The sequence below is a fragment of the Candidatus Aeolococcus gillhamiae genome, assembly GCF_016464765.1.
In the GTDB taxonomy this organism is placed as follows: Bacteria; Chloroflexota; Dormibacteria; order Aeolococcales; family Aeolococcaceae; genus Aeolococcus; species Aeolococcus gillhamiae.
Genome location: NZ_JAEKNS010000028.1, coordinates 1 through 7,718 on the forward strand (window position 1 = coordinate 1; position 7,718 = coordinate 7,718).

General features: G+C 69.5%; 6 protein-coding genes. 4 read left to right on the plus strand and 2 right to left on the minus strand.

Annotated elements, in window-relative coordinates; translation table 11 throughout:
• Positions 1 to 402: 402 nt before the first annotated feature.
• On the minus strand, positions 403 to 1,053 hold the full coding sequence (locus JF886_RS01900; RefSeq protein WP_337309045.1) for a hypothetical protein: 651 nt from the start codon (positions 1,051 to 1,053) through the stop codon (positions 403 to 405).
• An 81-nt stretch (positions 1,054 to 1,134) separates the two neighbouring features.
• On the opposite strand from JF886_RS01900, the gene JF886_RS01905 reads away from it, so the two are divergent.
• From JF886_RS01905 to JF886_RS01915, 3 genes are all read left to right on the plus strand, one after another.
• Positions 1,135 to 1,938, plus strand: coding sequence for an inositol monophosphatase family protein (locus JF886_RS01905; protein WP_337309047.1), 804 nt, complete (start codon positions 1,135 to 1,137; stop codon positions 1,936 to 1,938).
• A 76-nt stretch (positions 1,939 to 2,014) separates the two neighbouring features.
• On the plus strand, positions 2,015 to 3,604 hold the full coding sequence (locus JF886_RS01910) for an ArnT family glycosyltransferase (RefSeq protein ID WP_337309049.1): 1,590 nt from the start codon (positions 2,015 to 2,017) through the stop codon (positions 3,602 to 3,604).
• A gap of 9 nt (positions 3,605 to 3,613) precedes the next feature.
• The gene (locus JF886_RS01915) at positions 3,614 to 4,339 is read left to right on the plus strand and encodes a sterol desaturase family protein (RefSeq protein WP_337309051.1); all 726 of its coding nucleotides are present in this window, start codon (positions 3,614 to 3,616) and stop codon (positions 4,337 to 4,339) included.
• Positions 4,340 to 4,364: 25 nt separating this feature from the next.
• Here JF886_RS01915 and JF886_RS01920 read toward each other — a convergent pair whose 3' ends face one another.
• On the minus strand, positions 4,365 to 6,353 hold the full coding sequence (locus tag JF886_RS01920; protein WP_337309052.1) for an SDR family oxidoreductase: 1,989 nt from the start codon (positions 6,351 to 6,353) through the stop codon (positions 4,365 to 4,367).
• Positions 6,354 to 6,481: 128 nt separating this feature from the next.
• Here JF886_RS01920 and JF886_RS01925 point away from each other — a divergent pair, with 128 nt between their 5' ends.
• Positions 6,482 to 7,648: an acetyl-CoA C-acyltransferase gene (locus JF886_RS01925; RefSeq protein WP_337309054.1), complete on the plus strand. Its 1,167-nt coding sequence runs from the start codon at positions 6,482 to 6,484 to the stop codon at positions 7,646 to 7,648.
• Positions 7,649 to 7,718 lie beyond the last annotated feature (70 nt).

Sequence of the window (7,718 nt, forward strand, 5' to 3'; positions counted from 1 at the left end):
GATCGGCTGCGCGTCCACATCTCCAAAGCCGCGCGCTCTTCGGTGGTCGGCAATAACGGGGGCGAGGGGTGATTTGCCATACCCGGAAGCGTGCATCATCTCCCACCCATCCGTCTACCTATTCCCCTTCCAGCGCACTAGTTTGGCAGCCTACCGGGCTGGGAGAGCATCGCGAACCAGGCGAGGCTGCGCTCCCTTGGAGGAGTTGACCGATCGGCCGCCGCGTGTCCGCCGGCACGGGGCAACCTGTCTGTGCCAGGCGGACGCACTTGGAGAACGGCTATGGCAGTGCAGCAGTGCCCGTCATGCGGGGAATGGGTCGACGACACGGCGGCGGAGTTCTGTCCGACGTGCGGCGAGGCGATTGATCCCGAGTCGGTCAGCCGCTAACCTCGCGGAGCGTCAGCGGGCGCCGGCGCCCTCGCCGACCGGCAGCTGCGCGTCGATCCACGCCTGCAGCGCGTCGCCGGACTCCCAGGACGTGATTAGCGCGTAGCGCGGCTCCGGACCGGGATTGTGCACCACATGCCAGAGCCGCTGGGTGTCGATGATGAACTGCATGCCCTTGTGCAGCGGGATCCGCGACTCGGTGCTTTGGTCCTCCTTGTCCTCGCGGAGGATGAAGGTGGCGTTGTTGTCGGTCAGCTCAAGCCACGAACGCACCACCCAGCCCTCGCCCTCGGGATTGAGGCGGTTGTTGTCGTCGAGGTGCAGCTGGCGGCGCGCGAACGGCTCGTCGCTGGGGTTGAGCTTGATGACGCGCACGCGCCCGTACCGCGAGCCCACCGCCTCGACGTAGCGCACGAACGACGGCGCGATCTCGCGGTTCTTGGTCCAGATTCCGTCCTTGTCGGGCTTGCCGTGGTCCCAGAAGCCGGCGCACTCCATCTCGCCGAGAGCCGAGGCCAGCGGCGCGAAGTTGGTGTCTCCCCCGCTCTTCCAGTCCATGTACTCGAGGCCCATCCACTCGCTCTGCGGGATCTCTGGGCCGTCGTAGTCACGCAGGATGACAAAACCCTTCTCGTCGAAGACCGGCAGCTTGTGGTGGGCCATGGTGGGAGTGACTCCTGTGGTGATGAGCGCTCCCTAGGGTACGACGGGCGTCGCGGTCCGGGTCGCCGCTAGGCTTGCCCGGTGATCGACGCCTCGGCCGCCGCTCTCCAGGAAGAGCTGGCGTTCGCCAACGAGCTGGCCGACGCCGCCGACGCCATCTCCATGAGCCGCTTCCGCGCGCTCGACCTGGTGGTGACCACGAAGCCCGACTTCAGCCCGGTCACCGAGGCCGACCACGGCATCGAGCGAGCGCTGCGCGAGCGGATCGGCAGCCACAGGCCCACGCATGCCATCGTCGGCGAGGAGTTCGGCGGCGAGGTGTCCGCCCGCAACGGCTGGCGCTGGGTCATCGATCCCATCGACGGCACCAAGAGCTTCGTGCGCGGGATGGAGACGTGGGGCACGCTGATCGCGCTGCAGCACGACGGCATCTCGATGGTGGCGGTGGCCTCGACGCCGGCGGACGGGCATCGTCACGCCGCCGTGCGCGGCGGCGGCGCCACCGCCAACGGCCATCCGATCAGCGTGTCGCGGGTTGACAGCGTCGCCCAGTCGATGGTCGCCCACAGCTCGGTGCGCGGGTTCCAGCGCGTCGGCCTCTGGGCCGAGCTCCTCGACATCACCAGGCTCTGCTGGGAGGCCCGCGGCCTGGGCAACACGCATTCGCACCTGGCGGTCGCCCGCGGCATCGCCGACATCGGCTGGACCTCGCGCGCCAACCTGTGGGATTACGCCGCGCTCTCACTGATCGTCGAGGAGGCCGGCGGCCGCTTTCTCGATCGCTCCGCCGACGGGCCGCTGGGAGGGACTGGTCTCTCGACCAACGGCCTGCTCCACGACGAGGTGCTGGCGATCACGCACGCCGACCGACCTCTCGGCGGCTGAGCCTCAGAGGCGCGCCCCATGGTCGGACGGCGAACCGGGCCGCACAGGCGCGGTGGTATTACTTCGGTTGAGATGAATGAGCCGACCTTCTCCACAGATGCGGTTGCGCCGGCCTAGCTGGAGGGCGCCGGCCCACCACAGCCCGCTGGGGTGGACGGCGCCAAGCTTCCTGGTCTTCACCGTCCTGCGGCTTCCGTCCTTCTTCGAGCCGCACTGGTACACGGACGAGGCGAGCTACGTCAACGTCGCCAAGTCGCTGCTGCGCGGCCGTGTGCTCTACAGCCAGATCTGGAACAACAAGCCACCGCTGCAGTCGTGGACGATCGCCACCGAGGTGCGCTTCTTCGGGGCGAGCGAGTTCGGCCTGCACCTGCTCACCTATCTCACCGGTCTCGCCGCGCTCGCCGCGGTTGCCTACGCGGGCACCAGGATCCTCGGTATGCGGCGCGCCTGCATGGCCACGCTGCTCTGCGCGATCGCGCTCGGGTTGCCCGTCGTCGACGCCGAGCTGGCCCTTCCCGAGAGCCTGCTGATCGCGCCGGTCACCTGGGCGGGTGCGCTGTTGCTGGTGCGCATCGATCCGCGCCGTGTGGTCAGCGTGCCGCCGCATCGTCTCGCGATCTGGCCGTTCGTGGTCGGCGCGCTCGTTGCCGCCGGCATCGCCTACCAGCAGACGGTGGTCGCTGAGGCAACCGCGTTCGGGCTCATCATCGCGCTGAGCCCGCGGACCCGCTGGCGCGACCTGATGGCGTACGCCGGAACCGTGGTGGCGATCACGGCCGCCTGGCTAGCTGTGGCGATCGTCACCGCCGGTGCGGGCCGGGTTGCCTTCGCGCTGGTCGGTTTCTACATCCCCTACACGCGCTCCGTGCTGCCGTCCGCGGGCAGCGGCGTGGTCATGCACATCGCCGAGGTGGGAGTCGCCGCGATCCTGCTGTGCGTCGGTGCGTTCCTCTGTCGGCGGCTGAGCACTGCTGCCTGGGCTGTGCTGTTGTGGGCGGGGGCCGCGTTGCTCGTCGCCGCCATGGCGGGTCAGCCGTACGCGCACTACCTCACCGCCGCCGCAGCCCCCGTGTCTCTCGCGGTGGCCGCGGTTCCCCTGCCCAACCGCCTGCGCAGATTCAGCCGCACCGACGCGCTGCGGCTTGGCCCCGCCGTCGCCGCCCTGGTGATCGCGGCCGCGCTGGCCAGGGTGACCGGGCTTGACTGGATCCCCGAGGCGGCGCCCTCACCGGCGCAGAACGCGACCCGCACGCTCACCCAGTACTACGGCGGCGCCGTGCGGGCGGCATTCAGCGGTGACGACTCCGACTGGGACGGACAGTTCGACTCGCACGTGCCCGCCGACACGGCGGTGGCGTCGTGGATCTCGCAGCACGGCTACGCGGGCGCCTCCGCGGTGGTCTGGTCATCGGACTCGTGGGTGTACTCACTGGCGGATCTCGACGTGCTCATGCCCACCCCGCCGATCTACAACGACGAGGTGCTGCTTGGCAACAACGGGCCGGTGGCCACCGCGGTGGCCACCATCAAACCCCTGCTGATCATCGTCTCAGCGGACGCAGAGAGCCAGTGGCCGGAGATCATCGGCATTCTCGCTGGCGGCGCCTACCAGCGTGTCTTCGGCAGCGGCCAGGTGGCCATCTGGCTGCGCAACGGCTCGTAGACTGTGCGGGTGAGGAACCTGGGCGGCGGATCCGCCGGTGCCGCGTCGGTCGGCGAGGCAGTGACAGCCGGCAGAGGTACGCTGGGCCTCGGTGGCGCGGCGCGCATCTTCTTCGAATACGGAAGCCCGCGACTGATGGCCATCGCCGCCGGCGTCGCGGTGGTCGCGCGCATGCTGGTCGGCCACCTCCCTTGGGCCGACCTGGTCGTGGTCGGCGCGATCCTCGCGGTGGAGCCGTTCGCGGAATGGCTGCTGCACGTTTTCGTGCTCCACTTCAAGCCGCGCACGATCGGGAGCAGGCGCCTCGACCCGCTCTTCGCCAAGCGCCACCGCATGCACCACCGCGACCCGCGCAACATTCCGCTCGTCTTTGTGCCGCTGCCGGTTTTGGCGGGGTTCTTCGTGCTGCTCGCGGCGGTCGGCGGGCTGGGTTTCCCTGATCACCGCCTCGGCCTCACCGCGTTCGCGACGATGACCACGTTCCTGCTCGGCTACGAGTGGTCGCACTACCTTATCCATTCGCCGTACGTGCCCCGCACCGCAGCGTTCCGGGCGGTGTGGCGAGCGCACACCCTCCATCACTACAAGAACGAGCAGTACTGGTTCGGCGTCACCAACCCAGTGGCCGACTACGTGCTGCGCACCCATCCAGCCAAGAACGCGGTACCGACGTCGCCGACCGCGCGCACGCTCGGCGTCGACGACGAGCTCACCCTGCTGACCGCGCCCGCCTGACGCCGCGCGGCGGATTCCTCAGCGGCTAGAGGTGGATCCCGCGCATCAGCATGCCGAGCGCGTACGCCTCAGCCGTGACCGGGGCTTCCTCCTTGGCCTCGCCGTCCTTGTCCTTGGAGCGGCCGCCGCTGTCGGGGAGCATGTGGTAGGCCGCGCTCATGATCAGGTTGTGCAGGCCGGGCGCCGTCGCATGGGTCAGCTCGCCGAACTTGCCGAGCCGCGTCGACACCTCGTGCGGGCGGGTGATCATCGCCTGCACCACCATCTCCGCCGCCTCCTCCGGGCTGATGGTGGGGAAGTTTTTGTAGATCCCGGTCGGGGCGATCATCGGGGTGCGCACCAGTGGCATGTGCACGGTGGTGATGTCGACGCCGTCGGCGGCCACCTCGGGCGCGAGGCAGCGTGAGTAGGCGTCGAGCGCGGCCTTGCTGGCCACGTACGCCGCAAAGCGCGGCGGGTACGTCTGGCCGCCGATCGAGGTGATGTTGATGATGTGACCGCTGCCGCGCTGGCTCATGCTCGGCAGCGCCGCCATGATCAGCGCGATGGCGCCGAAGTAGTTGAGCTGCATGGTCCGCTCGAAATCGTGGAAGCGATCGAGCGAGTCCATCACCGAGCGGCGGATCGAGCGCCCCGCGTTGTTGATGAGCACGTCGACGCGCCCGTGTTCCTCGATGACTCCGTGGAGCATCTCCTTGCACGCGGCCGGGTCGCTGAGGTCGGTGGGGCGCAGCTGCACGGTGCCGCCGAGCGCCTCCACCTCGGCCTTCATCTCCTCGAGCTTCTCGACGCCGCGAGCGACTCCGATGATCGTCGCCCCCGAGCCGGCCAGGGCGCTGGCCACGGCGCGGCCGATCCCGCTCGACGCACCGGTGATCACCACCACCTTGTCGCCGGCGACGCGACGGATGTTGTGCGCGGTGGGCAGGTCGGGGTCGAGGTGGCGCTCCCAGTAGTCCCACACCTTCCAGGCGTAGTCGTGCAGGTGCGGGACGCGGATGCCGCTGCCGGCGAGCGCCTCCTGGGCCTGCGCGGCGTCGAACGTCGCCGGGTAGTCCATGTACTCGAGCGCGGTCTCGGGGATGCCGAGACGGTCGAGCACCTGCTGGCGCACCCGCTTGATGGCCGGGAGATCGCCGACCACCTTGAGCGTGTCGCCAGGGATCATCTTGGTCATGCGCCGGTCGAAGCGCAGCGCGAACTCCGGGGCGTGGGCGGCGCGGCAGAACGTGTTGAGCGTGTCTCCGAGCGAGAGCGGCTTGGGATCGACGAGGTGGAAGGCGCGGTTGTCGAGACCGTCGAGGTGGGCGATGTGGTCCATGGCGCGGGCCACGAAGTCGACGGGCACGAGGTTGAGCGGGCCGCCCTCGGGACCGACGAACGGTGCCCATTGTGGGAACTGGCTGCGCAGCGTCTGGATGAGCTTGAACGCGTAGTACGGGCCGTCGATGCGGTCGGCCTCGCCGGTCTCCGCCGAGCCGATCACCATGCCCGGCCGGTACACCCGCCAGGGCACGGTGGCCTCGTCGCGCACGATGCGCTCGGCCTCGTACTTCGTGGAGAAATACGGGTGGTCGAGCTCCTGGCCCTCCGCGAACATCTGCTCGGTAAAGACGCCGTTGAAGCGGCCGGCGACGGCGATCGAGCTGACGTGGTGGAGGCGCGCAGCGCCGATGGCGTTGGCGAACTCGACGGTGTGGTGTGTGCCATCGATGTTGGCCCGGGCAGTGTCGTCCTCCGATGCCGTCAGGTCGTACACCGCGGCGAGGTGGAACACGGTGGCGCCGCGGAGCCGGTCGCGGTCCTCCGCGGCCATCGCCAGGCCGCGCTCGGCGATGTCACCGAACACCGCGCGCAGCCGGGTGCCCTGGGGATCGAGCCGGTCGCGCAGCGCGGCAAAGCGGTGCCGCGAGCCGGGCCGGACCAGGACGTTGATCTCGCCCTCGCGCGCCAGCAGCAGCGGGATCAGCTGCTTGCCGATGAACCCGGTGGCACCGGTGACAAAGTACTGCACCACGACCTCCTCGCCCGCATCCGCACAGCGGCCCTGTGCGACGCGGAGAATAGCCCGCGGAACCGTCCGCCGTACCGTCGCGCCACAATTGACATCCACGTCAATTTTGTCCGGAGGCCTGTCGCGCCATGCCTGAAGCCGTCGTCGTCGCCGCCGGTCGCTCGCCGATCGGGCGCGCCGTGAAGGGGTCGCTGGTCAACGTCCGCGCGGACGACCTCGGCGCCCACATCGTCATCAAGGTGCTCGAGACGCTGCCCGAGCTCGACCGCTCGGAGATCGAGGACCTCATCTGCGGCTGCGGCCTGCCCGGTGGCGAGCAGGGGTTCAACCTCGGACGGGCGGTAAGCATCCTCGCCAACCTCGACGTCCCCGGCACGACCATCACCCGCTACTGCTCGAGCTCCCTGCAGAGCACGCGGATGGCGGCCCACGCCATCAAGGCCGGCGAGGGCGACGCCTTCCTCTCCGTCGGCATCGAGTGCGTCTCGCGCTTCATCAACGGGATGAGCGACAACCCCCAGAACGAGAACGAGCTGCTCAAGCCCGGCAACACGCATGGCTACCCCGACATCTACATCGCCATGGGGCAGACCGCCGAGAACGTGGCCCGCCGCGAGGAGATCTCCCGCGACGAGCAGGACAAGTTCGCGCTGCGAAGCCAGCAGCGCGCCGTCGCCGCCCAGGACAGCGGCTTCTTCGATCGCGAGATCATCCCCGTGCCGCTCGGCGACGGTGCCGGCGAGATGACCAAGGACGACGGCCCGCGCCGCGAGACCAGCCTCGAGAAGCTGAGCAGCCTGGCGCCCGTGTTCCGCGAGGAGGGCACCGTCACCGCCGGAAACTCCTGCCCGCTCAACGACGGCGCCGCCGCGGTGGTGGTGATGAGCGACAGCAGGGCCAGGGAGCTGGGGATCACGCCGCTGGCGCGAATCGTCAGCACCGGCCTGAGCTCGCTCAACCCCGAGTTCATGGGCCTCGGCCCCATCGAGGCGAGCAAGCAGGCCCTGGCGCGCGCCGGGATGGGCATCGACGACGTCGACGTGGTCGAGCTCAACGAGGCCTTCGCGGCGCAGGTCATCCCCGCCGCGCGCGGCATCGGCATCGAACCCTGGGACGAGCGCTTCAACCCCCACGGTGGCGCAATCGCGCTCGGCCATCCCTTCGGCATGACCGGCGCGCGCATCCTCTGCACGCTCCTCAACGACCTGCGCACGCTCGACAAGACCATCGGGCTGGAGACCATGTGCGTCGGCGGCGGCATGGGCATGGCCATGGTGGTGGAACGCCTCAACTAGACTCGCGGCCCATGCGCGGCACCGCACGGCTCCTCCTGCCCGGCGCCGCCTGCCTCGCCCTGCTCTGCGG